This window comes from Mucilaginibacter sp. (assembly GCF_036568825.1).
GTDB lineage: Bacteria > Bacteroidota > Bacteroidia > Sphingobacteriales > Sphingobacteriaceae > Mucilaginibacter.
This window is the reverse complement of sequence record NZ_DATCRU010000056.1, coordinates 246,351-272,584: the sequence shown is the minus strand read 5'-3', so window position 1 is coordinate 272,584 and position 26,234 is coordinate 246,351. Positions and strand designations below refer to the sequence as shown.

The window sequence follows — 26,234 nt, the reverse complement described above, 5'->3', positions numbered from 1 at the left end:
GCACTTACATGCTCAATTTATCCATATCAGCAATAAGCCAATTATATTAGAACAAAAATGGTTTTACATAGACGTAAATAATTTAAAAAATATTGCTATGCCAAAAATCATTTTTATATTTATAAATAAATTATTTAATTTGTAAATAAAATTTCTGTTTAGTTTAAACTATGTCTGGTATTAACAAAGTAATTTTGATCGGCCACTTAGGCAAGGATCCCGAAATGCGCTATCTTGAAGGGGGCGTATCTGTAACAAGCTTCCCTTTGGCAACTTCAGAAACATTTAATAAGGATGGTCAGAAGATGGAACAAACTGAATGGCACAACATTGTAATGTGGCGTGGTTTGGCCGATGTGGCCGGCAAATTTTTGCAAAAAGGCAAACTGGTCTACATCGAAGGAAAGTTAAGAACCAGGTCTTTTGAAGATAAAGAAGGTATAAAAAAATATACTACCGAAATAGTGGCTGAAAATTTTACCATGCTTGGCCGCAAAAGCGACTTTGAGGATAACGGGTCTCGTCAACAAGGCAAAAGCGCCCCGGGTGCTAATACCTTTAACGGCGACGGCGCTCCTGACGATCTTCCCTTTTAAACCAAACCTAAGACTTATAAAAAACAAAGCCTCTTGATAGTTATCAGAGGCTTTTGTCGTTTCTATAATATCGAACACTGAGTGTCAATGGTGAATAGTGAGTGGTCAATAATTGATGAGATTATCTGAACAACATTCACTATTCACCATTCACTATTCACTATTCACTAAATTATCTTCCTCCCGGCGGACAATGCTCTTTCAGATATTTTGTAAACAACGTACGCAAGTGTAAACTAGTGCCCTCGCCTTCAAATATCCCGTGAGAGCGGTTTGGATACGACATTAACTGAAACTGCCTGTTGTATTTGATCAGTTCGTTGATCAGTAACTCAGCGTTACGGTAATGCACATTATCATCGCCTGTACCGTGGATATACAATAAATTACCACGCAGGTTTTTAGCGTAAGTAACCGGCGATCCTTTGATGAATGGCTCTCTGCCTGCTTCATCAGTCGGTACGCCCATGTAGCGCTCCTGGTAGATGTTATCGTAGGATAATTGCCATCCCACAGCTGCTACAGCAATACCGGTTTTATAAATATCAGGATATTGGAACAGCAGGTTAAGGGTTGTTGAACCACCGCCGCTCCAGCCATGTACCGCAATGCGGGTTGAATCAACAAAAGGCCATTTCAGGATCTCTTTTGCCGCCATTGCCTGGTCGCGGATGTTGATGATACCGATATTTTTGTAAATAGCTTTGCGCCATGCCGCGCCTTTTGGTGCAGGTGCACCGCGTCCTTCAACCGACATGTAGATATAACCGTCATCAGCCATATTGCCTATGTATAAACCGTTATGACCGGTGCCATAACTATCAGTTACCGTTTGACCCGCAGGTTCAGCATAAACAGTAAATACAACAGGGTATTTTTTATTCGGATCAAAGTTGGTTGGTTTTACCATCCATCCATCCATCTCAATTCCGTCAGCAGTTTTTACTTTAAAGAACTCAGGTTTGTTCTTGGCTTCTTTGTTTACCGCCAAAGTAGCGCCGCTGATGTGTTTGTTATCTGGCAGCGTAATGGTTTCACTTTGCGGTTGGGTATAGCTGTTCGAGAAATTATGTATAGCGATCTTTGCACTTGGTGAAATATCATAACTATGCGTGCCCGGCAGATCATTAGGTGTTAAACGCTCAGGCTTTTTGCTTGATCCATTCAGCTTCACGCGGAAAAGGTATTTCTGGGTAGCATTGTCAGGTGATGCAGTAAAGTAAACATAGCCATGTTCCTCGTCAATGCAATTCAGCCTGATCATATCATAATTGCCTTTTGTGATCAGCGTTTCTTTGCCGTCTTCCGATATGCGGTAAATATGGCGCCATCCATCTTTTTCACTCACCCAGATAAATTCTTTGCCATTTTTCAGCCAGTCCCATCCAACAGGGTTGCCTTCGTTCCAACGGGCTTTGCCGTCAATCCAGGCTTTATCAGTTTCGGTATGAATTACGTGAGTAGTACCGTTAAACACGTTACCCACAAATATTTTGCTCTCGTTTTGTGCGCGGTTCAATTGCTCTAAAATGACCTCGTTTGAGTTGGTTGTCCACTCCATACGCGGGATGTAGTGCTGCACATTATCTCCCGGAACATCAATCCATGTTGTTTTTGCATCGCCAATGTTCACCACACCTATCTTGCATGAGCTTGGGTCCTCACCGGCAACAGGGTATTCAACCGGGATGGTGAATGGATAGATAGAATCCGTGGTGTTCAGCATCAGGTAATTCTTGATCTTGCGCGCATCGATCTGCCAGTAAGCGATCAGCTTACTATCCGGCGACCAGCGGAAACCGTCGCGGCAATCAAATTCTTCTTCATAAGCCCAGTCGAAAGTACCGTTGATCAGCCTGGTAGTGCCATCAGTAGTCATCGGTTTGATATCACCGCTGGCCAGGTCCTCTACATAAATGTTATGACCGCTTACATAAGCTGCTTTTGTGCCATCAGGAGAAATTTTTGCAAACATCAGGGATGATTCAGGTTTGCCATGACCCAGTTGTTTCAGACTTTTGGCTGCTATATCATACACCCAGTAATCGCCACGGGTATTGTAACGCCATACACGCTTGGTATTGGTAAAGATCAATACTTTATTACCATCCTCAGAGAAAGAAAAACCGCTTATTGTCAATGGAGACTTACCTTGCGGCGTAAGCATTTCCTTAGTTACAATAACTGTTTTTTTGCTGGCGTCGCGGGCATCAAGTTCATCGATACCGCCTGCGTTGACTTTGTAATATTGGTAGCCGTCTTTGGCCCAAATGGTTCCCCTGCGCTGCGCATTTACTTTTCCCTGGAAGGAAAGCAATAAAAAAATGGTCAGGACAGCAAACCCCGAGTAGTAAAACCTGGTTTTCATTTAATCAATTTTAGTGTTCAGTAATTTGAGAATTTGCACTCAATCGTTAACTTTTGCGTTATTTTAGCACGAAGATTGCCCCGCAAATTAATAATTCCTTATGAAAAAGTTCTATCTGCTACTAACAGGTCTCATAATCGTTACGTCTGTCGCCCAGGCGCAAAAGATTGACCGCAGCAAGTTTATTTCTGACAGCCTGGACAACTACATCAACCGGGCACTTACCAACTGGCGCATACCAGGAGCAGCCGTTTGCATTGTTAAGGATAACAAGATTGTTTTGATGAAGGGTTATGGCATTAAGGAATTAGGCCTGAACAATAAAGTAGATGAAAATACCCTGTTCATGATCGGCAGCAATACCAAAGCTTTTACAGCAACTGCATTGGCTATGCTTCAAACTCAAGGAAAGCTTTCATTAGATGATAAGGTGACCAAATACCTGCCTGAGTTTAAACTGGAGAACAAATTTGCCGGCGAAGAAGCCATTATCCGCGACCTGCTTTGCCACCGGATAGGCTTCCGTACCTTCCAGGGCGATTTCACTTTTTACAATACGGATCTGACCCGCGAACAGGTGATCCAGAAAATGAGCCTGGTTAAAGCTGCCTATCCGTTCCGTACCAAATGGGGATACACCAACTCTGCATTTTTAACCGCAGGGCAGATCATACCAAAAGTTACGGGCAAGCCGTGGGAAATTTATTTAAGAGAAAATATATTCGCACCGCTAGGTATGATGAATACCCTTGCATTAAGCGCAGACATTACCAAGTCGTTAAACCGTTCTGTTCCTCATACTTTTGTGAACGGACAGCTTACTGCGATACCTTATTGCCAGATAGATGGCATGGCTCCATGCGGCTCCATCAGTTCATCGGTTAATGATATGAGCAAATGGGTGCTTGCCCAGCTTAATGATGGTAAGGTGGGCCAAAGACAGGTGATTCCGGCATCGGCCATTGAGGTGACACGGCAACCACAGGACTATGTGGGCAGCGTAACTTACGCGAGCGGAGAAATGAGCTATGAATTATACGGACTAGGCTGGTTTCTGCAAACTTATGACAACCGGCAAATCGTATCTCACACAGGTGGTGTAAATGGTTATGTATCATCCGTCACGCTGGTGCCTAAAGAACATTTGGGCATTGTCATTCTGACCAATACCGATGTCAATAGCTTTTATGAGGCGATGAAATGGGACATCATCGATGCTTATTTAAAGCAGCCTTTCAGGGATTATAATGACAGATACCTGACCCGTTTTAAAGCCAATCAGCAAAAAGAAAGCGCTGAGGATAAAAAACTTCGTGATAGCGTAGCATTAAACCGTTTGCCTGCTTTGCCTGCCGCTCAGTATACCGGTAAATACGTAAATGAATTGTATGGCAGCATGACCGTTACACAAGGCATGGGCAACGATTTGGAAATGCGCTTTGAACATCACCCAAAAATGTATGCGCATTTGCAGCCACTTGGCGGCAACCGTTTTTATGTAACTTTTTCTGACCCGGTATTAGGTAAAGCGATCTTCCCTTTTACTGTGGTTAATGGTAAAGTGACCGGAGTACGCGTAAAAGTGGCCGACTTTGTGGAATACGACCCATATGACTTTAAAAAGGTGGAATAAAAAAAGCCCCCTCTCACTCGCTGATTGGGGACTTTTACCTAAACCTTATCACATTGTAACAATGATGTTACTTTGTAGCAACAAAGGTACGAAAAAAAATATTTGTTTTTCAAGCCCTTGCGTGTGCGAACACAAATATTTTTTTCATTTCTAACTAATAATAAATTAGTTATGAATAATTTGCCGCTTTTCAGGGCTAATGGGGCTGTTTATTATTTTGTAAAAAAATAAACCTCCGGCAAAGTACAAGATCACGTCCAGCCAATCTCCTGTATAAGTTTTTGAATAATAAGGAAGTATGAGCTCAAATAATACTGAAACATATACAACAATAAATACAACATGCCAGGGCGATAACACATAATAATGATTCCGGATCACAAATACCCGTTGAAACCATAAACCCAGGTTAGCTATTACCGGAATAGCCAGCAAATCGTCGATATATCCGTTTAATACGGGCAAAGGATGCCCGCTTCGTCGCATTATGGTTACAACAAGCCATATCAAACACCCGGCAATAAACCATTTGTTGAGTAATGTCTTCATTCAGGCGGCCATAAAGCTGAGTAATACCAGCAAAGTGGTGATGAAAATAAAAAACGCGATCTGGAAATAATAAACCAGCCAACGGAATGAATTAAAGAAAAGCTTAACCTCGCGCTTGAATTTGCTATCTGTAGGCTTCAGGGCAAAGTAGTCGTTCTCCTTTTTTACCTGGGTAACGATCTTCTTTTCTATTTCGCGCGAAAAACGCTGTGGTTCCAGGAAGGAGTCGCAATAGAGGCACCTGTCATCTACGTCGCCTTTCCAAAGCGTCCATTGGCCGCAATGAGGGCATTTGATTTCGCAAACCTGGCTCATTTGATTCAATAACTAAGCAACAAAAATACCGTCCGCTAAGCTAAAGCTGCAGAAAACCGGGCGTATGTTTTTGAGATCGGAGAATTATAGAGCGATCAGACCGATAATGAAAATTATAGCTGCAACAAATATGAAAAACAGCATTACCGAGTAATATGCACTCCAGCGCACGGCGTTTACAAAAATCTTGTATATCTGCGTGAGCTGTTCATCATTTTCACTTATCGTTAAATAATAACCTTGCCTATGGGCTTCTGCAAACTTTACATCCTCGTAATGCGCATTGCGCTCTGGTTCGAGATATGAATTACATTTTACACACCTGGCGTCAACCATTCCAGTCGACGGACTCCATGCCCCACAGTGAGGGCATTTTATTTCACTAACTAGACTCATAATAGACGGTTTATACTCAAATTTAACGAAAAAAGAACGGAGATTATCAAATTTACAGAGGTTTATTTACAGGTAATCAGCTAAGCTAACCTTCAAAATCTCTATTAATTCAGTATCTCCAAATTGGAAATCGTCAGGGATTTCCAGTACAATAACCGGCTGATCTGAAATGTTAAAACGTTCTCTGATAATATCACGATGCTTACGCTCCATTACAAACAGCACATCGGCCCAGTCGATCATCTTCTGATTAACACGTATACGGGCATTGTTGTTTGTCCCGGCTGAGCGGGCTTTATGAATAGGATGATGTTTAAACAATAGCTCCGCAGTTGGGCTGCGCCATTGATTTTTACTGCAAATGAAAAGGAGATTAGGCATATTATCAATCATCAATCCAATATTCAATACTTTTTAGCTTGCCACTATTCCTGTCAAATAAAAATACCCATGCTGCATCGGATAAATCTGATGAAGCCGCTATTCTTATCCATTGGTTTTTATCCATACTAGTGCCGTGAAGCTCATTATTCTCAACTGAATTTGGGAAAAGCTTCTTAAAATCCTCGATAGTTGTGTTACTATTAAACTTGCTTCGTTTATAAGAAAGATACCATTCAGGTGATTTCGGAAGGTCGATACTTCTGAACACAAGACTATCCTGATATTTTTCAAACAGTACACCTTTGAAATGACAATATTTGAATTCACCCTCTTTATAGCTCTGGCTTACATTACTAGAATCTGGGGTAATTATGCTGTCAGGCTTTCCAAGCTTAATAGTAGTAGCCTTAAAACTGTTTATCATAGATATTTCACCATTAAACTTAACGCTATCCCTGTCAAGATATTCCTTATTCGTCGAATCAGATTTAAGTGCAGATGCCATTTTATTGGAGTCGGCCTGCTGCTTTTGGGGGCCATGACAAGCGAAAAGGAAGACGCAAAGCACTACAAACGCCGGATTAGCTTTCATATAAGAAATTTATCGTTCCTTAGTGCGAGTTTTCTAACGCATTTTTAGCCGGGTTCATCTTTTCCCAGGCTTTAGCTGTTAATATCAGCAACTTATTCTTTTTGCAATCCCAAATAGAGACATAATCTTTTGACACAACTATACTCTGGTTCCATGTCGTGAATTTTTCATACAACATCGTCGTGCACACATCTGTAGCTGTAATAAACTGACTGTATTCGGGTAAATGGAGTGCATTGAAGCCAGAACAGTCTTAGCTGTGTCCTTCTCGCTATTAACTGATATAAGCCCTTTATGTAATTTTCTCGTGTCGCTTATGTTATTATCCGAATCGAATTCAAATAAATAATCGTTGCCAAAAAGCACTACTCCATTTATCTGGGGACCGGTTATTACATATACCCGTTTAGCATTGTTTGTTACTATAGGAATCAGGTTTAAACTCGTGTTCTTATATAGTTTAAACAAAGTATCCTTATTTATATCTGCTAAGGCCTTCTGTCTTATTGTATAGAGTTCATTTTCCTTACCAGACAATTGCCTTACGAGAGTATCTAACTTGTAATTGTTAGGGTTAAGGTCTTCGCTGAATGAAATTGTGGCTAAAACTACCGGCACTGCGCCTTTTGAGAAGAATATGTTATTTATTCCGGATTCGGTGTCATATGAAAGGTAACCTCCGGCCTTTTGTAGTTGAACTTTGCAATTAGCATTAAAAACATCGGTACATACCAGGATGCGAACTCAGAACGATAAAGCGTCTTTCCTTCTGATTCAATACTGTCAGCAATTCTATTCAAATTAATTTCCTGCGAAATAGCACGATTGAAAAGAAATGTTAAAAACGCCAGGATGATAAGTTTTCTCATATAAAATTGATAAGGTTCAAAAAACTATTGCATGAGCTGACTTACTACTCAGAACTCAAGACTCAAACTCACATTCCCTTCCTGGCAACCCAAACCTGGCTTTTAATGAGCCAATGGCCATTTACCAAACGGAAAATGAAGGTAAATGCACCCTCCTCATCAAAATAGTCATTTTTGATTTGCCCGGTATAATCAACCGGCACTACTACATATATACTTTCTTCGGTTTGCAGGTAAACACTTATGTCACGAATTTTGGCGTGGAAGTTTTTCATCTTTAAGTCCTTGCAGGTTTTCTCCACGGTGCTGATCCATTGCACGCCGGCTGTAGGACCATTCCACGAAAATGGTGGTTCTTCATCAGCAACCACAGCATTTGGAGTATAAAGTTCGTTAACAGCATTTACATCAAAGGAACTGGACGCATTGATCACCGTATTGATGATCTTTATCACCTCATTCCGGTTCGATGCGGAATCGGCAGTTGCTTTGGTATGAATGTGCGGTATAATAGCGCCCTGTGCAGTTTGCAACATCAGTACTGATACCAGGCAGGATATGAAAAAAGTAAAAAATTGCTTGTTCATAGTGGGTTGATTGGCAAAGGTATCAATTTTACTGTTTTGAAGCCATATAATCTAAAGTTAAGTTACAGAGGGTTTTAACCCCAAGCGGAAAAGCGCTCTCATCAATATAAAAATCGGGCGTATGGTTTGGCGCGACTGTCTTCGGATCGGCACCTTTTGGCATACCGCCCAGGAACACAAAAAGTCCGGGTACTTTCTCCTGGTAAAAGCTAAAATCCTCACCACCTGTAACAGCCGGACCGGCTATAGTGTTCGATGCTCCCGCAGTTTCCTGTAAAGTAGGAAGCATTTTTGCTGTTAGCTCAGGATTGTTGTAAGTAACCGGATAATGCACACTATAAGGGATCTTTACGTCGGCTTCTGCTCCGTTTGCTTCGGCAATTTTAGTGACGATCTGCTTTACCCTTGTGATCAGCAACTGTTCATCGCTATTACTCAAGGCACGAAGTGTGCCCACCATTTCTACCTTTTCGGGGATGATATTGTGCCTGGTGCCGCCGTTTATTGCGCCGATGGTCACAACGGCAGGGTTTTCAGTAACATTTATATTGCGGCTCACGATGGTTTGCAGGTCGGTGATGATCTGCGCTGAAGTAACAATAGGATCGACACTAAACCATGGATAAGCACCATGTGCCGATTTACCTTTGATTGTTATTTTCATATCATTCACACTGGCCATCACGCCTCCGGAATGATACCTGAGCGTTCCGACCGGGATATAAGAGAATATATGTAAACCGAATATAACATCTACCTTAGGGTTCTCAAGCACACCCTCTTTCACCATTTCTTCACCGCCTCCTGTTTCACCTGCCTGAACGCCTTCCTCAGCAGGCTGGAAAATGAACTTCACTGTACCATGCAGTTCGCTTTTCATGGAAGTGAGTATTTTGGCGGCGGCCATCAGCATAGCCATGTGCGAATCGTGCCCGCAGGCATGCATCACACCTACCGGCTGACCATTATAAGTTGACGTAACTTTTGAGGCGAATGGAACGGGGGTACGTTCGGTAACCGGTAAGGCGTCCATATCGGCGCGAAGGGCAACTACAGGACCGGGTTTGCTGCCTTTCAGTATTCCTACCACGCCTGTTGTGGCAATACCTGTTTTTACTTCTAAACCCAATGATTTCAGATATGCCGCGATAATACCCGAAGTGCGCGTTTCGTGATTACCTAATTCGGGATGTTCATGAAAATCTCGGCGCCAGGTTACTATCTGGTTAAAGAGGGAGTCGGCTTTTTCAGCCGCAATTTTTTTCAGGTCGGGCGATTGGGCAAACGCCTGAACCGAAGCTAGCGAAAGCAAAAACAGGTAAAATTTCTTCATCGCAGTAAAAAAGTTTTACCAATATAAACAATAAAAGACGATTAAATCAATCGTCTTTTGTTCGTTACAAATTAAATAAAAGGACGCTTCACAACAAATCACATATGTTGCTGTATCCATTGTTTTTTGCAGCATTGCATATGCTGATCCCATCTTTATTTACAAAGCCCTTATCCGCCTTATGCTGGATCAATAATTTTACGATCTCAGTTCTGCCATATTTGGCGGCCAGGAATAATGCGGTTTCACTATCACGATCAACAATATTAGGGTCTGCACCTTTTTCGAGTAAAATTTTTACAATCTCAAAATGCCCTTTATAAGCAGCGATAATCAATGGCGAAGAATTATCGAGCGCAACACAATTAACTGTAGGGACTTTTTCAACAAGTAATCTCACTGCCTCGGTTTTCCCGTTTCTGGATGCTATAATTAGTGGATTCCAATTATGCTCGTCTTTAGCATTAATATCACTACCTTTTTCAATAAGGTATTTGGTCATTTCAAAATCCGATTGCTGACAGGCAACCATTAAAGGCGTCCAGTGAGCCTTTCCGGTAAGTGTGACATCGGCACCATTTTCTATTAATATCTTTACTGCCTTAAAATCATTCAGGCTAACTGCTTTGATTAGCGGAGTAACATTATTTTTAATGTCATTAATACCGGTCTTAGATTGCGCAAAACCTTCTAATTGTTCATAGTTTTTAGTGGTTATTGCATCAAATATATCCTGAGAGAAAGCCTTACAGGAAACTGAAAAGAGGACAAATAAGAATAAAATTCTTCGCATAAGGTTTGGCCTTAAAAGTAAAAGTAAGGTAGTGGTTTTATTTTACTTAATAAAGGATTTTGGAATTTAATTGCTGAAGCCCGTCAGGTCAATAGTAAATACCAATACCGAGTTGGCGGGAATACTTCCTTGCGCCGAATTCCCATAACCCAGTGCAGACGGTATCAGCAACAATATACGCCCGCCAGTATTAATATGGGGCAGGCCCTTTTGCCAGCCTTGTATCAGCGTATTTAGAGCAGTGCTTTGAATAGATCCGGAATCGAATACTGTACCATTTAGCAATTTACCTGTGTAGTTTACAGTGACCAGCGAACTGGCTGTAGGATAAGCACCCGTTCCGGGCGTAATCACCTGGTAATAAACTCCAGAGGCATCTTTGGTAGCAGTGATGTTGTTTGCTGCAATATAAGATTGAATGGCAGCATCATCTTTGGCAGCCTGCTTAGTAGGATCATAGCTATCTTTTGAGCAGGACGAGAATGCGGCAACAAATACCGCAAGCAGTAGTAAATATTTCTTCATTCGTAATGTTTTTGATTGATAACTTACTTTTTCGGAGAAAATTATGCGTGAATAGATTTTTCAGCTCTTTACTGATTCTTCTATTGATTTCAAAAACTCCGACGTATCAACTATTTCACCAGTTTCACCTTCCATTATAGCCTTAGCCATGGCGAAATCTTCAATATCTTTCTGATTAATGGGTTTATTATTAGTTGCCATCTTCCACACTGGAATAAAATTATACAGTCGTCCGAATTTTCAACTCATTCAACTGCTCATCAGCGATGGTCGAAGGTGAATCGATCATGATATCGCGGCCCGAATTGTTCTTAGGGAAAGCGATAACATCACGGATTGAATCCAGTCCTGCAAAGATGGAGCACAAGCGGTCAAACCCGAATGCAATACCACCATGCGGAGGAGCACCGTATTCAAATGCATCCATCAGGAAGCCAAATTGTTTTTGAGCTTCTTCCTTGCTGAAACCAAGATGTTTGAACATCAGGGCCTGCAATTCACGGTCGTGTATACGGATGGAGCCGCCGCCTATTTCGGTACCGTTGATCACCAAGTCGTATGCATTGGCGCGTACATTCTTCGGATCAGTATCCAATAAAGGAATATCTTCTGGTTTCGGCGAAGTGAATGGATGGTGCATAGCATGGAAACGACCGGTTTCTTCGTCCCATTCCAGCAACGGGAAGTCGAGAACCCAAAGAGTAGCAAACTCATCTTTTTTACGCAGACCTAATTGGTTACCCATTTCCAGGCGAAGCTCGTTCATTTGCTTGCGAACCTTATCAGTTTGCCCGGCAAGAATCAGCATTAAGTCGCCTTGTTCTGCCTCAAAAGCTGCTGCCCAATTGGTTAACTCATCTTCGCTGTAGAATTTATCTACTGACGACTTCAACGTACCATCAGTATTGTAACGACAGTAGATCAAGCCTGTAGCACCTATTTGCGGGCGCTTCAGCCATTCGGTTAATTCATCTATTTGCTTACGCGTATAACCCGCACAGCCTTTTGCATTAATACCAACCACCAATTCGGCGTTATCAAATACGCCAAAGCCTTTGCCTTTTACAATATCATTCAGTTCAACAAACTGCATCCCGAAACGGATGTCCGGTTTGTCGGAACCATACAAACGCATCGCATCAGCATATTGCATGCGCGGGAATTTATCAAGATTGATATTCTTTACCGTTTTGAACAAGTGACGGGTCAGTCCTTCAAAAATATTCAGGATATCTTCCTGCGTGATGAAAGACAGCTCACAGTCTATCTGTGTAAACTCAGGCTGACGGTCGGCACGTAAATCCTCGTCCCTGAAACATTTTACGATCTGGAAATAACGGTCGAAACCGCTTACCATCAGCAATTGCTTAAAGGTTTGCGGCGATTGCGGCAGGGCATAAAACTCACCCGGGTTCATACGGCTCGGCACCACAAAGTCGCGCGCACCTTCAGGGGTTGATTTGATCAGTACCGGGGTTTCTACCTCGATAAAGTTCAACCCATCCAGATATTTACGTACTTCCTGCGCCATTTTGTGGCGAAGCACCATATTGTTACGGATCGGGTTACGACGTAAATCCAAATAACGGTATTTGGCGCGTAATTCCTCACCGCCATCTGTTTCATCCTCGATCAGGAACGGCGGGATTTTAGCAGCGTTCAATACTTGCAGTTCCGATACTTCTATTTCGATCTCACCTGTAGGGATACGTGTATTCTTACTTGCACGTTCTATTACTTTGCCGGTTACCTGGATCACAAATTCACGGCCAAGTGAGCGGCTTTTGTCACGCAATGCACCATCACTGTCGGCATTAAATACCAATTGAGTTAAACCATAGCGGTCGCGCACATCAATAAAAGTGAGTGCACCAAGGTCGCGCGATTTTTGCACCCATCCGCATAAAGTAACTTGCTGGCCCAAATGGCTGATATTTAATTCTCCGCAGGTATGTGTCCGTAGCATATCGTGTATTTTATGAAAGTTTGCAAACTTACATTTTTAAGCTAAAAGCTGAAAGGTAAAAGGAGAAAGGTTTGGCAATCCGATTAAATTCACAATTAAACATCCGAAATATGAAATCAAAACTTAACTTTGCCGTAATATTAATTCTCAAGGGGTGCCTTGCTTTGAGCGATCAAACTGAAAGACGGGCTGAGATCAAACCCATTGTTGTGAATTGTGAATAGTGAGTGGTGAATAAGTTTGACGAAACTAATGACCATTGACTACTGACCAATGACCAACATACACCTGATCCGGGTAATGCCGGCGTAGGGAGAGGTATAAAAGTTAAGTGTACTTCGCGTTAACCCTGATGCGAAGATGGTTTAACTACTATTTGTTTACATTTTGAAAAATTTATTTGTGGCGTTATTCGCCCTGCTGATGCCTGTTTTGGCTTCGGCTCAGTTTTCCATTTCAGGAAAAATCACCGACCAGCAAACCGGGGTCACGCTGCCCGGAGCAACTATTTCCATCAACCCGGCACTGACCACCGTTTCAGATGCTCAAGGCATTTACAAGTTCAGCAATCTACCAAACGGTAATTATGTGCTTAAAGTAAGCTATATCGGCTACCAAACAGTTGAAAAGCCGATTGGATTAACTTATGATTTGACGTTGAACATTGCGCTAAACACGAGCAGTCGGTTAACGGAAGAAGTTACTGTAAGTGCTACCCGGGCCTCAAACAACTCGCCGACAGCGTTTACCAATTTGAGTAAAAAGGATATTGATAAAAACAATTCAGGCAGAGGCTTCGAATACCTGTTGGAGCAAACACCATCTACAGTGGTTACCTCAAATGCAGGCGCGGGTGTTGGCTATACCAGTATCCGCATACGCGGCTCAGATGCTACCCGGACAAACGTTACCCTGAATGGCATCCCGATGAATGATGCAGAAGACCAGGGTGTATATTTTGTCGATCTGCCAGATTTGGCTTCGTCGGTTGATAATATACAGGTTCAGCGTGGTGTGGGTACATCCACCAATGGTGCGGGAGCCTTCGGAGCAAGTATAAACATTCAAACTACAACCCGCCATGATACGGCTTATGCTGAGCTGAATAACTCTGCGGGGTCATACGGAACGGTTAAAAACACAGTCAATGTAGGCACAGGCTTGCTTGGCGGTCATTTTAGTTTTGACGGACGATTATCAAGAACCAATTCGGACGGCTATATCGACCGGGCGTTTTCTCATCTTAAATCTTACTTTTTAAGCGGTGCATATTATGGTAAAAATAGTGTGCTGCGCCTGAATATATTCTCCGGTTATGAACAAACTTACCAGGCTTGGGATGGCGTGCCTGAGGATAGCATAAAAGCCGGCAACCGCAGATATAACGAACTGGGTTATATTGCCTCAAGCAATAGCTATTATAAAAATCAGACCGACAATTACACTCAAAACTATTACCAGTTGCTTTATGATCAGCAGATCAGCAGCAAGCTGTCATTTAGCGGGGCATTGCATTATACCAAAGGCTCAGGCTATTATGAAGAATATAAGAATGCCGATTCGTTAAAAAATTATGGCATCACGCCCGTTACCGTTGGCGGAACTACAATAGAAGCAACTGATCTGGTACGTCGTTTATGGCTGAGCAATGATTTTTACGGGGCAACCTACAATTTAAACTATAAGCCCGACGATAAGCTAAACATGACCCTCGGCGGTGCTTATAACGAGTACAAGGGTGCACACTATAACAACCTGGAATGGACGCAGGAAAGCACCAATGTTCCGCCGGATTATGAATATGAACGGGACAACGCTAAGAAAACTGACTTCAACATTTTTGGTCGTGCTGAATATCATGTGGGCAAAGTGCTGTTTTATGGTGATTTGCAGTACAGGCATATTTACTATTCTTTCTTGGGTTTCGATGCAGCTTTGAATAGTGCTCAGCAATCGGTTGAGTTGAATTTCTTTAACCCGAAGGCGGGTGTTACTTATGAGATCGATCAGCATAGCAATGTTTATGCGTCAATTGCTGTGGGCAATCACGAACCTAACCGAAGTGATTACACCGGATCATCACCGCAGGACCGTCCAAAACCAGAAAACCTGAAAGACCTGGAGATTGGCTATCGTTATAGCGAACCGACCTTCAGCGCCAGTATCAATGGCTTTTATATGCTTTATAAAAATCAGTTGGTACTGACTGGTAAACTGGATACAGTAGGCGAAGCCATTCGTACTAATATCAAAGACAGCTACCGGGCAGGTATTGAAGCAAGCGCACGGGTGAAAATTGCTGAACCGCTAAGTTGGTCAGTAAATGCTACTGTAAGCACCAATAAGGTGAAGAATTTCCCGCAGTATCTTCAAAACTATGATACCGGGAATGTGGACTTAGTTCAGTACAAAAAGACAGATATTGCCTATTCACCTGATTTTGTAGGATCAAGCACAATCAGCTATCGTCCTGTAAAAAATGCCGAAATCGCTTTTATCAGCAAATATGTGAGCAGGCAATATTTGGATAATACCTCCACTGAAAGCCGATCACTAGATGGTTACTTTGTAAACGATGTGCGTCTGAATTACAACTTCAGCATAAAAGGCATTAAGAATGTGGGAATAGGATTATTGGTTAACAATATTTTTAGCAAAAAATATGAGTCGGACGGTGCTACCTACCCTGATATAGAAGGCGGCAAGGTGGTAAACTATAACTATTTCTTCCCGCAGGCGCCGATCAATTTCCTGGCTTCGCTGAACCTTAAATTTTAACGGTCATGCAATATTGGATATCGCTTTTTGAAGAACAGATAAGGGAGACTACATGGTTACAGTGGGCAGCAGTTTTACTTGGTGTAGCTGAGGTATTGTTTGCGCGTGTGAATAATATCTGGTTATATCCAACCGGAATAGCAGGTATCCTGATCTCCATTTATTTGTTATTGATGGTACAGTTATATGCCGAGTCCGTCCTTAACCTATATTACCTTGTGATGAGTGTTTATGGTTGGGTCTACTGGGTAAAAAGGAAAAACGAACCGCCGGTGAAAATCACCTGGTGCAATGGCAGGGAATGGACGATCAGTTTTGCTATAACATTCGTGGGTTGGCTCGTTTTATATCTTCTGCTCAAAAACTTTACGCCATCCAACGTTCCGGTTTGGGATGCATGGGTATCGTCAACTGCATGGGCAGGCATGTGGTTATTAGCAAGGAGAAAGATTGAGAACTGGATATTTTTAAATGTTTCCAACCTGTTCGCCATTCCTTTACTTTTCTATAAAGGGCTGCCGATGTTCGCTGTGCTGACCTTGTTCTTGTTTGTTGTTGCCTTTTGGGGATTCTTTGAATGGAAGAATATTCTTAAAAAAGAGAAATCAACTTTATTTGCTCACCCTGTAATATCAGCATAAAATGGAAATCAAACATCCTTCCTGTTATTTACAGCCTGACTGGGTTAAGATCATCCGGGACAGATCAGCTGAAGCAGAAAGCATGGCCCAGCTCCATCCGGATCAATTGGCCATTATTTACGAACAGGGTTGGTTTAAGATATTGGTACCTGCTTTGTACTCCGGTCGCGAACTGCCCCTTCCGGAACTGATTCGCCTGGAAGAAAGCATCAGCTGGGCCGATGGAAGCGTAGGCTGGGTTGTTACGCTTTGTTGCGGTGCAGGCTGGTTTGGCGGATTTTTGGATCCGGAAAAGGCAAAGGCAGTTTTCAGCAATCCAAGAGTCTGCCTTGCAGGAAGTGGCGCTGCGACTGGAACCGCAACAATCAGTGAAAATGGCTATATCATCAACGGCACCTGGAAATATGCAAGCGGCGCGCATCATGCTACTTACTTTACTGCCAATTGCATCATTAAAAAAGGCGATGAAACCCTAATGGGTGAAGACGGTGGTCCTTTAATCCTGCCTTTTATATTTAATAGTAAGGATGTTGAAGTTTTCCCCGCATGGAAATATGTCGGGATGATGGGAACAGGCAGCGATGCTTTTAAAGTGACTAACCTTTCTGTGAATGCCGATTGCTGTTTTAAGATCGATCCTATGGCAGCAGTTGTAAATGGTACTTTATATCAATATCCATTTCTACAGTTGGCAGAGGCGATACTGGCGGCCAATATTTCGGGCATCGCGATTCATTTTATGGATCTTTGCCCGGAAATATTCAAGGAGAAATTGAGTCAGGACAAATATTCTGAAGCTCAAAAAAATATCTTAAAGGAAACCCTGACACGATCGCACGATGAGCTGGAGATGGCAAGATTGGAATTTTATATCGCCGTTGACCGTTCATGGGATGATGACAATGACCAAGCTTTGCAAGCCGTCAGTTCAACAAGCCGAAAACTTGCCAAAACAGCCCGGGAATGTGTTGATCAGCTTTATCCTTATTGTGGTTTACAGGCTGCCAACCCTGAATCGGAGATCAATAAAACCTGGCGCGATATTCACACTGCTAGCCAGCATTCACTGCTCACGTTTTTGACATCATAACATTAGATTAAGCTTTTAGCTTTGGGCTTTCAGCTTTTCATTAATTTTAAGTTGGCGTAACGCAAATATCACATTGAATTTTTATTGCTTTGCTGATATTTGCGTTTCATTAAACTGATCACAGATGAAGCTAAAACATCTATTTTTAATACCTCTTGCAGCTGCTTCGATAAATCTTTCGGCACAAACCACAAAAAAGAAAACCACAGCCAAACCCGTTCCTACGCCTACTACTGTTACTGCAGCTGCCACTGCGCCTGCAACCAGCATACCCCATCCAAAACTGGTAGTCGGTATCGTAGTTGACCAGATGCGCTGGGATTTTTTATATCGTTATTACGACCGTTACCAGGATAATGGTTTTAAGCGTTTGCTGAATGAAGGCTTTACCTGTGAAAATACGCTGATCGACTATATTCCTACCGTAACCGCTGCCGGTCATAGCTGTGTTTACACCGGATCGGTGCCTGCCTTGCATGGCATTGCCGGAAACGATTTTATCGTTCAGGCTACCGGGCAATCGCTTTATTGCACACGCGATACGTCAGTTAAAGCTGTAGGCTGCCCTCCTGCTGTGGAAGGACAAAATTCACCACGCAACCTGTTGACCACCACTGTCACTGATGAGCTCCGCTTGGCAACTAATTTCAGGTCAAAAGTAATTGGCATCGCATTGAAAGACCGTGGTGGCATTTTACCGGCTGGTCACACTGCCAATGCAGCCTATTGGTTCGAGGATAAATCTGGCAACTGGATCACCAGCACTTATTACATGGAGGATCTACCGCAATGGGTGAAAGATTTTAATGATCAGAAACTGCCTGAAACCTATTTAAAACAGGATTGGACACCTGCCTATCCGATAGATTCATATACACAAAGTACACCTGATATTAACCGATATGAAGGTAAATTCAAAGGTACCGATACGCCAAGTCTACCGGTAAAAACGTCGGCGCTATATAAAAACAACTTAGGCCTGATCAGATCAACCCCGTATGGAAATACCTTAACACTGGATATGGCCATTGCTGCCATCAATGGCGAAAAATTGGGGCAGGGTGATGTGACCGATTTCCTGGCGGTAAGCTTTTCGTCTACTGATTATGTTGGTCACCAGTTCGGGCCGAATTCTGTTGAGATAGAGGATACTTATCTTAAACTCGATCGTGATTTTGCTTCATTCTTTACATTTTTGGATGCGAAATTGGGGAAAGGTAACTACACTGTATTCTTAACTGCTGACCATGGTGCGGCACATAATCCAAATTTCTTACTCGACCATAATATTCCCGCCGGGATGTGGGATGGTAATGCTGTGAGATCCGAACTAAACAAATATTTACAAACTAAATATAAGATTGAGAATGTGGTTCTCAGTTTCACGAACTACCAGGTTAACCTGAATAATTATGCTATTAAATATATACACCTGGATGAAGAAGCGATCAAAAAAGATTGTATCGACTTTTTAAGCAAGCAGGAAGGTGTTGCCTTTGCGGTCGATATGGCGAAAGCGCAAACCGCTAACATACCTGAAGAGCTACGCACCCGTATCATCAATGGTTATAATATCGAGCATAGTGGTGTAATACAGATTATCCTGAAACCGGGATGGTTTGATGCCTACAGTAAAACCGGTACCACACACGGCACCTGGAACCCTTATGACGCACACATTCCGCTGGTATTTATGGGCTGGGGTATTCCGCATGGTCATTTGAATCGCGAAACTCATATGACGGATATTGCGGCTACAGTTGCAGCCCTGCTGCACATACAGGCACCAAACGGATGTATCGGCAAACCGATCACAGAGGCATTAAAATAATTTCAAATCCCTCTCCTGCTCGGAGGGGGATTTTAGTTTTTATAATAATCAACTAACCTCTAATACCAAACTATTTGCTTAATTTTCGGTTGAAAAACTAGTCGCTAATCACTGATCAATTAATCACCCAAAAAGTGTCATCCCATCACATCGTCCGCGAAAAACAGGAACCTGCACTGTTGGTGCTGGGCCTGGATACTTTTCCGGCGGAGATGCTCGGGCAATTGCTGGAATGGAACCCTACTGTGATCACCACCAGGGAGACAGCGCAGCAGTTGATCGATTTTGGTATTAAGATCGACTGGGTGATTACCGATAAGCCTTATAGTCGCCTTCAATCGGATGTAAAGTTTATGCCCGTCGGCAATGATACTCCCGCCGAGGCGGCTTTAAAATACCTGGTTACACACAACTATCCGGCAGTAAATGTCATTTGCGATGATCTGCAACTAAAGGATTATCTGTTTTTTGCTGATAAGATCAACCTGGTGATATTTCATAATGATCAGAAGATTTATCCTGTTCACTCAGGTTTTAGCAAGTGGAAACCCGCTGGCGATAAAATCGAAATTTTGACACATACGCATGAGGTCCGATATAGTGGACTGGAATCTCTTGGCAGCCATCAATTTACTACTACACAGGATGGCTTTTTCAGCCTGCGGTTTGATGAAACGCCTTTTTTGTTTATTGCCGAAAAGATCTGACAATATTTCCCTTATTCGCAGTAATTTGTTAAATCAAAATCATTGTTTTCACGTAAATCAAAAAGAATTCCAACTTGTTTAGTATATTTACGTTTTACAAAATTTGGGGTAAAACTTAATTATTGTAAAAGGCCACATTTGCTGATTTTTTTAACTGACACATTAAACCTTTTATTTTAAACTTAGTCATACTAATAACTAAGCCAAACCCCAGCGCAGTTATCAAAACGATAATCATTACTCAAAATCATGAAAAAGACATATAAATATTTGGTTACCCTGGCTGTGAATGGCTTATTATGTTCATTTATAGCCCTTTCAGCCGATGCCCAGCACAGGGATGGCGGAGGCGGTTCTTCGTCCAGCGGCGGTTCACGTAGCAGCGGTTCGTCAGGTGGTGGATCAAGTTTCCGGCCATCTGCAAGCAGTTCAGGAAACAGTGGTTTTCGTCCGTCAAACGGTGGCTTTGTGCAGCGACCATCAAATGGCGGTTTCAGACCATCTGTAAGCGGTGTTAACAGGCCGTCTGTTGGTTACAGGCCGTCAGGTGTCGGGTATGCAAGACCCGGAGTTAACCCAAATAGCCGTGTGGCTATAGCTCCTCAACGTTTTGCAAATCCAGGGTATGGTATTACAGCCCCTACTCATAGGGTAGGTATTGTAAACCCGGGCGTAACCGCTTATGGCGGTGCTACCACAGCACGTAGCTATGTAGGTACTCGCGGTTATATTGGCGAAGGCGGCCGTGCTTCGGTAGGTGTCGGCGGTCATGGTTTTTATGGCCCGTCTTATTGGAGAACCCGTGGTTATTACCACTATAATCATGGCTACTATGGCACTTACTACGCGCCGCGTTTAGGTTTCAGCATCGGATTTTTACCTTATGGATACTATCCGTTCTACTACGATGACGCCGAATTCTTCTATAGCGGTGGTTTGTTCTATCAATACGACAATAATGAATATACCGTGGTAGAGCCACCGGTTGGTGCAGAAGTAACCAGTCTGCCATCAAATGCACAATCTATCATGATCAATGGCGAACAGTATTATGAAGCCAATGGCGTTTATTATCAGCCAATCACTAAAGATGATGGCAGCACCAGCTACCAGATCGCCGGTAAAGACGGTGAATTGAACACCAACAATCCAAATGGCGATATGGATCAGCAAATGCCGCAGATCGGTGATATTGTTCAGGCATTGCCTCCGAACTGCAGAAAGATCAGCCTGAACGGTGAAAAATATTACGTATCCGAAGACGGTTACTACTACCAGGAAGCACGCGACAATAACAATCAAAAAGTTTACAAAATTGTCGGCACACCTGATGACGGTCCTTCCGATCAACAATAATCTCAAATGATAATATTTAAAAAGGGGTGAAGAAATTCATCCCTTTTTTATTTGGTTTGAAATTTCAGGATCAAATTGGGATTCGGAATATTCCTCAAGTAATTCTCTTTTTCTGAATAATAACCTACTCCTGGATAATCACCCTGCTTACCTTCCATATCAAACATCAACTGAAAATGTAAATGTGGCGGCCAATGCCCATTCACCTCCTGATTGCCAAAAACGGCTATTTGTTCATTTTTTGCGATGGCTTTCCCGACTGTTAATCCGACAAGGCTTTCGCGGTTTAAGTGACCATAAAGGGTGTATAAAGTGAGTCCATCTAAGTCGTGTTGCAATATAATAGTCGGACCATAATCACCAAAATGATCATTGTCCCGGAAGCTGTGTACAATACCGTCGATTGGTGTATAAACGGGTGTACCTGCATCAGCCCAGATATCGACACCTAAATGTAAACGGCGGGGTTCCTCTTCGGTATTGAATAATTCGCTGCGAGCGTACAGCGTACGGTGCTCCATATAACCACCAATACCATAGCGACAATTACTCTTCGCCAATTTGAAATTTACCCAAGCACTGAATTTCTCTGTATCCAACACATCTTCCGGACTTAATTCGGCATTTGACGAAGTAAAATCGAATTGAAAAAATCGGTCTGTTTCGGGACTATAATTAACTACTTTGCCTATCCTGTCGGGATGTGCTTGGATATAGTTTGATAAGAGAACATGCTTATCCATTAATGTGATTCAATATATCCCTTTGATAGTTAGGAAGCTCCCATGGAGCTCGAATCTGTTTTGTACATTTTATATAATAAAGTCCCTACGGGACTTTATTATATAAAATGCAGCTCCATAGGAGCTACCTGTTTATAGAAAAATATAAGTGAAAAGTTAAACTCCATAGGAGTTACCTGATAATAAGCTGCTAATCCGCACTTTGAACAGTCTTGTTATGACAGCGACTTGCTTTACTCTGTATCGGGCTGTCTTTCTTCCCTGCTGATCTTATCGAAAATCTTATCCATACGCTCAACGTACTCGCTGGTATCGTCTACAAAAAATTCGAGTTGAGGGATTATTCTTGCCTGGTCTTTTATGCGGGCGCCAAGTTTGTAGCGGATCTCAGATGCATGCGCCTTTATGGTATTCAGTGCCAGTTTGGTATCGCTGGTATTAAAAAAGCTTAAAAAAACACGTGCGATCGCCAGATCGGGTGTCACCCTTACTTTGGTGATGGTGATCAATACATTTGGCAAAAGGTTCAAGCCTTCGCGCTGAAATATAGCTGCCAAATCCTGTTGTATTACTCCTGCAAATTTCTGCTGACGTTTCGATTCCATGTTTTTTGAATTAAACCCTAAACCTTAAATTCTAAATACTAAACTCTAAATCGCTTATTCTGTTTTACACCCGCCAACCGTCTTGCGCCGTGCGCCACCCAAATCTACAATTCCTCTTTGATCTCTCCGAGTCTTTTAACACTTAATCGTGCACTAATTCCGGATGCTATTGCAGCAATGGCAGTTACAGTTAAAAACACCAGAATAAAGTCCATGAATTTCATCGCGACAGGGTATGCATCAATTGCAGTCAGGTTATCGCCAAACTTGATAAAGCCGAACTGTTCCTGCAAAATACAAAAGATCAAACCCATAACCATGCCTGCAATACAACCAATGATGGATATCATCATTCCTTCAAAAAAGAAGATGCTTTGTATCAGTTTTTTATCGGCACCCAGGCTGGTTAATATGGCGATGTCTTTTTGCTTATCGATCACCAACATGGTCAGCGAGCCAATAATATTGAATATGGCGATGATCATCACAAACACCAGGATCATGAAAATAAATAAGCGTTCGTATCTTAAAGTTTTGTACAGATCTGCGTCTTGCTCATAGCGATTTTTAACGGTGAATTTGTCGCCTATTTTATCCTTAATGTTACTTTGAACCGTTTCCAGGTCGGTACCTTTTTTATAATTCAGGTCGATATGCGAAACGTTGGTTGGCTCATTCAGCAGGTCGCGCATAAAATCGATAGGTGTAATGATTAGCCCATTAAAGTCCTGCTGGATATTGAATATGCCTGATGGGTAAATATACCGTACCTCAAAAGCACTTAATGGGTCGGCTCCACTGGCTGCATCCCGACGCGGGGTATATATCTGTAAAGGTGAAAGCTGATCATGAATATTAACAGATAATTTACCCTGTACCGTGGCCCCTATTACCGCATACGAATGTCCGTTATCCTTAAGCGTAAATGAGCCCTTCTCTACAGTGCTATCCAGTTGCTTATTATTGAGAAATTCATCGCTCACACCCATTACGGTACCGATAAACTGGCCTGTAGTGCCATAACGGATCAATGCCTTTTCTTCCAGCACTTCGGTATAGGAAAACAGTTTGGGATCGTGGTGCAAGGAATTAAAGTAGGCGGTATTCGGATTGAAAGTTTTGCCCTGTTTGGGTTCGATCTTTAATTCGGGCGTAAAGTTGCTGTACAGATTAAGGATCACTTTTTCAAACCCGTTATATACCGACAGAATGATTACCAACGCGGCGCTTCCGATAAACACACCCAGCATCGATATACCCGAAAGTATGTTGATAGCATGAATCTTCTTGGTTGAAAAAAGATACCGTTTGGCTATGTAGATCGCAGTATTCATTGGGTTATACGTAGAACGTGGTGCGTTTAGGGGCTAAACTACGTAAAACGTCTAACTTCAAACGTATAACTTAAAAAAATGGGTTATGCTTTTTCTCAAAGCCGATAGTAGTTTCAGGACCATGTCCTGGGTAAACCACGCAGTTCTCTGGCAGGGTGAAGAGTTTTTCGCGGATATTGGTGATTAGCTGATCATAATTTCCGCCGGGCAGATCAGTGCGGCCAATGCTTCCCCTGAATAATACATCGCCGCCTACCAGTATGTTAGCTGGTTCGTCATAAAAGCAAAGGTGTGCGGGTGAATGGCCAGGAGCGAAAATTAATTGAAGCTCGGTATTGCCAAAAGAGACCGTTCCGGTTTCAGGCAAATAATGATCCGGCAACGGAGATAGTTCATACTGAAAACCCATCTGCGGCGCATAGGCAGGAACAGAGGCCAATACATAGGATTCGCCCTCATTAAACTGAGGTTTTAACCCGTATTGATCGAAGATGAATTTATTGCCCAGCACATGGTCGATATGGCAGTGGGTATTGAGCAACAGAACAGGTTTTAATTGGTTATCCTTGATGAAATTCACCACAGCATTCTGCTCCGAAGCCGTGTACATTCCCGGATCGATGATCGCGCACTCACGGGTTTCATCAAATAATATGTATGTATTCTCCTGGTAAGGATTATTTATGAAACTTCGGATCATTTGATTTCGGATTTGGGATTTTCGATTTCGGATTTAAACCGAATAAAATATTTTAAAATTGTTTCGATGCCATGGCAAATATCAGAATCCGAAATCCAAATTCCGAATTCCGAAATCAGCTCACTTCCATTTGAACGTTTTAATCATCGTATCGATATCTTTCTTCACAAACTTCAATACAGGTTGTATTGAATCCAGGCGGGGGGTACTATTGAAATAAAGCGCTCCACGCATATAGTTTTTTACACTATCGGTGATAAAAAACTGTATTGAGGATGCAGCATTTCCATCAATGGTATAATAAATACCATAAACTTTGCGGTCAGGATTGTGTATGATAGCCTGGTCAATCGACGTGGCTTTTACTGTATGTTTGAAAGCAAAATTCCGGGCATCTTCAGTCAGCTCATCGAATACCTTTTTTGAGGTGATGCTTTCATAACTCAGGTGAAGGGTGCCATTAAACTGCGGGAACTGCATATTGAGCAAGTACTTCATATTGTACAGCTTCTTATCCTTTCTTTCTGGTGCAACATTGGTATCCTTTTCTATTACCGCATATTTTGGATAAATAAAGGTAAACGGATATTGACTGTTATATTGCTGATAGGCCTTTTCAGGAAATATGATACGGAAATAGCCACGCGGCTTTGGTGAATAGTCGTGATTGCCATCGCAGGCAGCCATCAGCATTAAAACAGGCAGGAGCCATAATAATTTCTTCATGGATATATCTTTTTTGAATTCCATATCTCCCAGGATCTTTCAGCCTGCAATACTAACATTTCATATCCATTTTTTGTAGTAGCGCCCATTTCGGCCCCTTTTTTCAAAAATAAGGTTTCCTCAGGATTATAGATCAGATCATAAAGCAAATGGTCATCCGTAATTGCCTCATATCGTATCGGCGGGCATTCATCCACGTTTGGCGACATGCCGATGGGAGTTGTATTGATGATCAGCTTATACTGTTTGATATGATGTGGCTTTAAGTCACTGAATAAAATGTGTCCGGGTGCAGGTTTGCGGGTAACTACTTTAAAGGCGATACCCAGGTTGTCCAGCACGCATTTAACTGCCTGGGCTGCGCCGCCGTCGCCTAAAACCAACGCTTCGTCATGCCGGCGTTTTAGCAAGGGTTTCAGTGAGTGCTCAAAACCATAGATATCGGTATTAAAGCCCTCTAACTTAAAATCATGTCCTTTTACGCCAATCTCACCGGTAAAGGCGGCTGTTACCGGACTTTCAGCCGTAATGCGTATACAATTTACTGCGCCTGCCGTACGGGCATCGTGCTCGATCCAGTCGAGGTATTTAAGCACATGTATTTTATGAGGAACAGTCACATTCAAGCCGCACAGATCAGGGTTATTTTTCAATAAAGCAGGCAGCTCCGTGATGTGCTGTATAGGGAAAAGTTCGTATTTGCTGTCGGTTATACCTTCATTTTCAAATTTTGAAGTGAAGAACTTCTTGGAAAACGAATGAGAAAGCGGAAAGCCTATTAGCCCGTACAGTTTCATTTTTAGATATGAGATTTGAG

General features: G+C 42.4%; 26 protein-coding genes. 8 read left to right on the top strand and 18 right to left on the bottom strand.

The window, feature by feature from the left end:
• Positions 1–170: 170 nt before the first annotated feature.
• Positions 171–596 carry a single-stranded DNA-binding protein gene (locus VIM89_RS11800; RefSeq protein WP_488156353.1) on the top strand — a complete coding sequence of 142 codons (426 nt, stop codon included), beginning with the start codon at positions 171–173 and terminating at the stop codon, positions 594–596.
• Between the two features lie 172 nt (positions 597–768).
• On the opposite strand, the gene VIM89_RS11795 is transcribed toward VIM89_RS11800, so the two are convergent.
• A complete protein-coding gene (locus VIM89_RS11795) occupies positions 769–2,964 on the bottom strand; it encodes a S9 family peptidase (RefSeq protein ID WP_488156352.1) in 2,196 nt (731 codons plus the stop codon).
• 100 nt (positions 2,965–3,064) lie between these two features.
• Here VIM89_RS11795 and VIM89_RS11790 point away from each other — a divergent pair, with 100 nt between their 5' ends.
• A complete protein-coding gene (locus VIM89_RS11790; protein WP_488156351.1) occupies positions 3,065–4,597 on the top strand; it encodes a serine hydrolase in 1,533 nt (510 codons plus the stop codon).
• A 165-nt stretch (positions 4,598–4,762) separates the two neighbouring features.
• Here the strand turns inward: VIM89_RS11790 and VIM89_RS11785 are convergent, their stop codons facing one another.
• The 11 genes from VIM89_RS11785 to aspS form a co-directional block, all read right to left on the bottom strand.
• Positions 4,763–5,146: a hypothetical protein gene (locus tag VIM89_RS11785; protein ID WP_488156350.1), complete on the bottom strand. Its 384-nt coding sequence runs from the start codon at positions 5,144–5,146 to the stop codon at positions 4,763–4,765.
• A complete protein-coding gene (locus VIM89_RS11780; protein WP_488156349.1) occupies positions 5,147–5,461 on the bottom strand; it encodes a hypothetical protein in 315 nt (104 codons plus the stop codon). It abuts the gene before it with no gap.
• A 462-nt stretch (positions 5,462–5,923) separates the two neighbouring features.
• On the bottom strand, positions 5,924–6,238 hold the full coding sequence (locus VIM89_RS11775) for a low molecular weight protein tyrosine phosphatase family protein (protein WP_488156348.1): 315 nt from the start codon (positions 6,236–6,238) through the stop codon (positions 5,924–5,926).
• A 4-nt stretch (positions 6,239–6,242) separates the two neighbouring features.
• Positions 6,243–6,833 (bottom strand): hypothetical protein, encoded by a 591-nt coding sequence (locus VIM89_RS11770; protein WP_488156347.1) that lies wholly within the window; start codon positions 6,831–6,833, stop codon positions 6,243–6,245.
• A gap of 644 nt (positions 6,834–7,477) precedes the next feature.
• Positions 7,478–7,702: a hypothetical protein gene (locus tag VIM89_RS11765; RefSeq protein WP_488156346.1), complete on the bottom strand. Its 225-nt coding sequence runs from the start codon at positions 7,700–7,702 to the stop codon at positions 7,478–7,480.
• A gap of 68 nt (positions 7,703–7,770) precedes the next feature.
• Complete coding sequence (locus VIM89_RS11760; protein WP_488156345.1) at positions 7,771–8,289, bottom strand: nuclear transport factor 2 family protein; 519 nt, start codon at positions 8,287–8,289, stop codon at positions 7,771–7,773.
• Positions 8,290–8,317: 28 nt separating this feature from the next.
• A complete protein-coding gene (locus VIM89_RS11755) occupies positions 8,318–9,622 on the bottom strand; it encodes an amidohydrolase (protein WP_488156344.1) in 1,305 nt (434 codons plus the stop codon).
• A gap of 88 nt (positions 9,623–9,710) precedes the next feature.
• Positions 9,711–10,415, bottom strand: a complete 705-nt coding sequence (locus tag VIM89_RS11750; protein WP_488156343.1) for an ankyrin repeat domain-containing protein — start codon at positions 10,413–10,415, stop codon at positions 9,711–9,713.
• 66 nt (positions 10,416–10,481) lie between these two features.
• On the bottom strand, positions 10,482–10,940 hold the full coding sequence (locus tag VIM89_RS11745; RefSeq protein ID WP_488156342.1) for an FKBP-type peptidyl-prolyl cis-trans isomerase: 459 nt from the start codon (positions 10,938–10,940) through the stop codon (positions 10,482–10,484).
• Between the two features lie 60 nt (positions 10,941–11,000).
• Complete coding sequence (locus tag VIM89_RS11740; RefSeq protein ID WP_488156341.1) at positions 11,001–11,141, bottom strand: hypothetical protein; 141 nt, start codon at positions 11,139–11,141, stop codon at positions 11,001–11,003.
• A 19-nt stretch (positions 11,142–11,160) separates the two neighbouring features.
• Positions 11,161–12,906, bottom strand: a complete 1,746-nt coding sequence (gene aspS / locus VIM89_RS11735) for an aspartate--tRNA ligase (RefSeq protein WP_488156340.1) — start codon at positions 12,904–12,906, stop codon at positions 11,161–11,163.
• Between the two features lie 387 nt (positions 12,907–13,293).
• Here aspS and VIM89_RS11730 point away from each other — a divergent pair, with 387 nt between their 5' ends.
• The 6 genes from VIM89_RS11730 to VIM89_RS11705 all read left to right on the top strand — a co-directional run bounded on the left by VIM89_RS11730 (position 13,294) and on the right by VIM89_RS11705 (position 21,309).
• Positions 13,294–15,684: a TonB-dependent receptor gene (locus VIM89_RS11730; RefSeq protein ID WP_488156339.1), complete on the top strand. Its 2,391-nt coding sequence runs from the start codon at positions 13,294–13,296 to the stop codon at positions 15,682–15,684.
• A 5-nt stretch (positions 15,685–15,689) separates the two neighbouring features.
• Positions 15,690–16,325, top strand: coding sequence for a nicotinamide riboside transporter PnuC (pnuC, locus tag VIM89_RS11725; protein ID WP_488156338.1), 636 nt, complete (start codon positions 15,690–15,692; stop codon positions 16,323–16,325).
• A 1-nt stretch (position 16,326) separates the two neighbouring features.
• A complete protein-coding gene (locus VIM89_RS11720; protein WP_488156337.1) occupies positions 16,327–17,415 on the top strand; it encodes an acyl-CoA dehydrogenase family protein in 1,089 nt (362 codons plus the stop codon).
• Positions 17,416–17,539: 124 nt separating this feature from the next.
• Entirely contained in the window at positions 17,540–19,246 is a 1,707-nt protein-coding gene (pafA, locus tag VIM89_RS11715; protein ID WP_488156336.1) for an alkaline phosphatase PafA, read from the top strand.
• Between the two features lie 134 nt (positions 19,247–19,380).
• Complete coding sequence (locus VIM89_RS11710; protein WP_488156335.1) at positions 19,381–19,953, top strand: thiamine diphosphokinase; 573 nt, start codon at positions 19,381–19,383, stop codon at positions 19,951–19,953.
• Positions 19,954–20,202: 249 nt separating this feature from the next.
• Entirely contained in the window at positions 20,203–21,309 is a 1,107-nt protein-coding gene (locus VIM89_RS11705; protein WP_488156334.1) for a DUF6515 family protein, read from the top strand.
• A 47-nt stretch (positions 21,310–21,356) separates the two neighbouring features.
• Here VIM89_RS11705 and VIM89_RS11700 read toward each other — a convergent pair whose 3' ends face one another.
• The 6 genes from VIM89_RS11700 to VIM89_RS11675 all read right to left on the bottom strand — a co-directional run bounded on the left by VIM89_RS11700 (position 21,357) and on the right by VIM89_RS11675 (position 26,214).
• Positions 21,357–22,052 (bottom strand): peptidoglycan DD-metalloendopeptidase family protein, encoded by a 696-nt coding sequence (locus VIM89_RS11700; protein ID WP_488156333.1) that lies wholly within the window; start codon positions 22,050–22,052, stop codon positions 21,357–21,359.
• A 233-nt stretch (positions 22,053–22,285) separates the two neighbouring features.
• A complete protein-coding gene (rbfA, locus tag VIM89_RS11695; RefSeq protein ID WP_488156332.1) occupies positions 22,286–22,657 on the bottom strand; it encodes a 30S ribosome-binding factor RbfA in 372 nt (123 codons plus the stop codon).
• A 104-nt stretch (positions 22,658–22,761) separates the two neighbouring features.
• Positions 22,762–23,991: an ABC transporter permease gene (locus VIM89_RS11690; RefSeq protein WP_488156331.1), complete on the bottom strand. Its 1,230-nt coding sequence runs from the start codon at positions 23,989–23,991 to the stop codon at positions 22,762–22,764.
• Positions 23,992–24,061: 70 nt separating this feature from the next.
• Positions 24,062–24,691: an MBL fold metallo-hydrolase gene (locus VIM89_RS11685; RefSeq protein ID WP_488156330.1), complete on the bottom strand. Its 630-nt coding sequence runs from the start codon at positions 24,689–24,691 to the stop codon at positions 24,062–24,064.
• Positions 24,692–24,811: 120 nt separating this feature from the next.
• Positions 24,812–25,417: a gliding motility lipoprotein GldD gene (gene gldD / locus VIM89_RS11680; protein ID WP_488156329.1), complete on the bottom strand. Its 606-nt coding sequence runs from the start codon at positions 25,415–25,417 to the stop codon at positions 24,812–24,814.
• A complete protein-coding gene (locus VIM89_RS11675) occupies positions 25,414–26,214 on the bottom strand; it encodes a shikimate dehydrogenase family protein (protein ID WP_488156328.1) in 801 nt (266 codons plus the stop codon). The genes gldD and VIM89_RS11675 overlap by 4 nt, the downstream gene beginning before the upstream one ends.
• Positions 26,215–26,234: the final 20 nt, after the last annotated feature.

Excerpts from the sequence above, each read along its gene's own strand:
- VIM89_RS11755 (WP_488156344.1), bottom strand. The coding sequence starts at position 9,622 with ATGAAGAAATTTTACCTGTTTTTGCTTTCGCTAGCTTCGGTTCAGGCG.
- gldD (WP_488156329.1), bottom strand. The coding sequence starts at position 25,417 with ATGAAGAAATTATTATGGCTCCTGCCTGTTTTAATGCTGATGGCTGCC.
- rbfA (WP_488156332.1), bottom strand. The coding sequence starts at position 22,657 with ATGGAATCGAAACGTCAGCAGAAATTTGCAGGAGTAATACAACAGGAT.
- VIM89_RS11770 (WP_488156347.1), bottom strand. The coding sequence starts at position 6,833 with ATGAAAGCTAATCCGGCGTTTGTAGTGCTTTGCGTCTTCCTTTTCGCT.
- VIM89_RS11685 (WP_488156330.1), bottom strand. The coding sequence starts at position 24,691 with ATGATCCGAAGTTTCATAAATAATCCTTACCAGGAGAATACATACATA.
- VIM89_RS11800 (WP_488156353.1), top strand. The coding sequence starts at position 171 with ATGTCTGGTATTAACAAAGTAATTTTGATCGGCCACTTAGGCAAGGAT.
- VIM89_RS11785 (WP_488156350.1), bottom strand. The coding sequence starts at position 5,146 with ATGAAGACATTACTCAACAAATGGTTTATTGCCGGGTGTTTGATATGG.
- VIM89_RS11780 (WP_488156349.1), bottom strand. The coding sequence starts at position 5,461 with ATGAGCCAGGTTTGCGAAATCAAATGCCCTCATTGCGGCCAATGGACG.
- VIM89_RS11775 (WP_488156348.1), bottom strand. The coding sequence starts at position 6,238 with ATGCCTAATCTCCTTTTCATTTGCAGTAAAAATCAATGGCGCAGCCCA.
- pafA (WP_488156336.1), top strand. The coding sequence starts at position 17,540 with ATGAAGCTAAAACATCTATTTTTAATACCTCTTGCAGCTGCTTCGATA.
- VIM89_RS11795 (WP_488156352.1), bottom strand. The coding sequence starts at position 2,964 with ATGAAAACCAGGTTTTACTACTCGGGGTTTGCTGTCCTGACCATTTTT.
- aspS (WP_488156340.1), bottom strand. The coding sequence starts at position 12,906 with ATGCTACGGACACATACCTGCGGAGAATTAAATATCAGCCATTTGGGC.
- VIM89_RS11740 (WP_488156341.1), bottom strand. The coding sequence starts at position 11,141 with ATGGCAACTAATAATAAACCCATTAATCAGAAAGATATTGAAGATTTC.
- VIM89_RS11705 (WP_488156334.1), top strand. The coding sequence starts at position 20,203 with ATGAAAAAGACATATAAATATTTGGTTACCCTGGCTGTGAATGGCTTA.
- VIM89_RS11765 (WP_488156346.1), bottom strand. The coding sequence starts at position 7,702 with ATGAGAAAACTTATCATCCTGGCGTTTTTAACATTTCTTTTCAATCGT.
- VIM89_RS11675 (WP_488156328.1), bottom strand. The coding sequence starts at position 26,214 with ATGAAACTGTACGGGCTAATAGGCTTTCCGCTTTCTCATTCGTTTTCC.
- VIM89_RS11700 (WP_488156333.1), bottom strand. The coding sequence starts at position 22,052 with ATGGATAAGCATGTTCTCTTATCAAACTATATCCAAGCACATCCCGAC.
- VIM89_RS11745 (WP_488156342.1), bottom strand. The coding sequence starts at position 10,940 with ATGAAGAAATATTTACTACTGCTTGCGGTATTTGTTGCCGCATTCTCG.
- VIM89_RS11750 (WP_488156343.1), bottom strand. The coding sequence starts at position 10,415 with ATGCGAAGAATTTTATTCTTATTTGTCCTCTTTTCAGTTTCCTGTAAG.
- VIM89_RS11690 (WP_488156331.1), bottom strand. The coding sequence starts at position 23,991 with ATGAATACTGCGATCTACATAGCCAAACGGTATCTTTTTTCAACCAAG.
- VIM89_RS11760 (WP_488156345.1), bottom strand. The coding sequence starts at position 8,289 with ATGAACAAGCAATTTTTTACTTTTTTCATATCCTGCCTGGTATCAGTA.
- pnuC (WP_488156338.1), top strand. The coding sequence starts at position 15,690 with ATGCAATATTGGATATCGCTTTTTGAAGAACAGATAAGGGAGACTACA.
- VIM89_RS11790 (WP_488156351.1), top strand. The coding sequence starts at position 3,065 with ATGAAAAAGTTCTATCTGCTACTAACAGGTCTCATAATCGTTACGTCT.
- VIM89_RS11720 (WP_488156337.1), top strand. The coding sequence starts at position 16,327 with ATGGAAATCAAACATCCTTCCTGTTATTTACAGCCTGACTGGGTTAAG.